This is a genomic window from Streptomyces sp. HSS9-12, from assembly GCF_054963655.1.
Map to the genome: position 1 here is coordinate 1 of NZ_JBUEGC010000111.1, position 1,889 is coordinate 1,889.

At 67.9% G+C, this 1,889-nt stretch carries 3 protein-coding genes; all 3 read left to right on the forward strand.

Annotated features, from left to right (window positions below; translation table 11 throughout):
- The coding region (locus ACY34J_RS28895) for a DoxX family membrane protein (protein ID WP_462729585.1) at positions 1-640 on the forward strand (640 nt) is incomplete at its 5' end.
- 229 nt (positions 641-869) lie between these two features.
- Positions 870-1,421 (forward strand): RNA polymerase sigma factor, encoded by a 552-nt coding sequence (locus ACY34J_RS28900; RefSeq protein WP_462729586.1) that lies wholly within the window; start codon positions 870-872, stop codon positions 1,419-1,421.
- Positions 1,418-1,729 (forward strand): anti-sigma factor family protein, encoded by a 312-nt coding sequence (locus ACY34J_RS28905; protein ID WP_462729587.1) that lies wholly within the window; start codon positions 1,418-1,420, stop codon positions 1,727-1,729. Before ACY34J_RS28900 ends, ACY34J_RS28905 begins: the two co-directional genes overlap by 4 nt.
- Positions 1,730-1,889: the final 160 nt, after the last annotated feature.

Consider the following 1,889-nt stretch of genomic DNA (forward strand, 5'->3'; position numbering starts at 1 on the left):
GTGCCCAGTGTTCGATCTGCCGCTGTCACCACGGGCAGCGTATCCGGTCACTATCGATCCTTGTGCACGCCATCCAGCCGCCTTCGCCCAGCCTGCACCTCGCATGGATCGCCGCAGCGCGGGCACTGGCCGGCACGCCGCATGTTCTTGTGATGCGCCGGTACCCTTCGAAAAGGGGACGGTTCACCGTTTCGATGAGCCTTCGCCTTTGGAGGTCGCCGTGGACTTGCTGGTATTCATCGGCCGGGTGCTCTTTGTGATCCTCTTCCTCTCTTCCGCCGTCGGCCATCTCACGCGATCCGACGCCATGGCCGGGTATGCCGAGTCCAAGGGGTTGCCGGCCGGTCGGCGCCTGGTGCTCGCCAGCGGGGTCGTGCTTCTTCTCGGGGGGCTGAGCATCCTCCTTGGAGTGTGGGCGGACCTGGGGGCGCTGCTGCTGTTCCTCTTCCTGGTCTCGACCGCGGTGCTGATGCACGGCTTCTGGAAGGAGAGCGACGCCCAGGCGCGGCAGAACGAGATGATTCAGTTCCAGAAGGACCTGGCGTTGGCCGGGGCGGCGTTGATGCTGTTCGCGTTCTTTGCCTACGCCGGTGGGGACCTCGGCCTGATGATCACCGGACCGGCCATCAGGATCTGCTGACGGCTGGCGTTCTGCCGTGAAGGCCTGCTGAAGGGCGTGTTTTCTGCTGCCCGCATTACCGCTCCTCACATGCAGCCTCTGGCCGGGGTCGCCCCGGACGCTTGGGCCTGCTCGCTGCCGCGCGCAACATTCGCAAAACCCCACATAATGCGCTGAATCGGGCGAAATGCTACACAAGGCAGAAGCGCTGTTTTGGAGTCCTGGAGGCTTCGAAGGTGAGGAAGCGCAAGTGGCTGACCCGGACGTGTATCGGCAGTGGGCGTTCGCGAAGTATGTGCTGCCCGAGGTGGAGGTGCTGCTGCGGGTGGCCTCATCGCTCACCGCACAGCTGGCCGACGCCGAGGACCTGGTGCAGGAGACGCTGCTGCGTGCGTACCGTGCCGTCGATCGCTTCGACGGGCGGCATCCTCGCGCCTGGCTTCTGACGATCATGCGGCGGGCCGAGGTGTCCCGCCAGCGGCAGCGCCAGCACCGGCCACACCTGCTCGACGATCCGGATACGGACCTCGACCGCCTGGCGCCCGCCCCGGACGCCACGCCGGAGGAGCTGGTCGTCGATCTGACGTTCGATGAAGTGGTGGACACCGTGTTCGCGGGCCTGCCGCTCAGAGACCAGCAGGTGGTGCAACTGGTCCACGTGGACGGGCTGTCCTACGCGGAGGCCGCACAGCTGCTGGGCGTGCCGAAGGGGACGGTGATGAGCAGGCTGCACCGGGCCCGCAAACGCATCCGGGACCAGTTGCTGGCCGCCGGCCTGGAACCCGAGCGAGGTGGCGCATGAGCAGATGGCCGTGGCGGTCCGCTGGGGGCCGGCGCCGGATGAAGGACTGCGCATGGGGCAAGCGGGCGCTCCAGTCGTACGTGGACGGTGAGACGGATCCGGCCGCCACGCGCGCGGTGTTCGCCCATGTGGAGCAGTGCCGCCGCTGCCGTCAGGATCTGTTGATCTACGTGCACATCAGGCATGCCCTGGTGCGGTACCCCGGGCCGGACGAGGCGGCCGTGGCGCGGCTGCGCCGCTTCGCCGAATCTCTGGCGCTCGGCCGGCTGGAGGCGAGCGAGGACGCCGTACCGGAGGCGGAAACCTGACGGGGTCCGCGAGCTGCTCGGGAACCATCCCCGGCCGGAGGTGGCCGGAGATGGCGGAGGGCCCGCAGGCGGGACGCCTGCGGGCCCTCGATTCCCCGGTGCCGGAGCGCCGTCCGGCACGTGATGGGATTACTTCGACGCGTTCTCCTTCGCACCCTTC

Bases quoted from the DNA above. Each gene is read 5' to 3' on its own strand.
- ACY34J_RS28905 (WP_462729587.1), top strand. From the start codon at position 1,418: ATGAGCAGATGGCCGTGGCGGTCCGCTGGGGGCCGGCGCCGGATGAAG.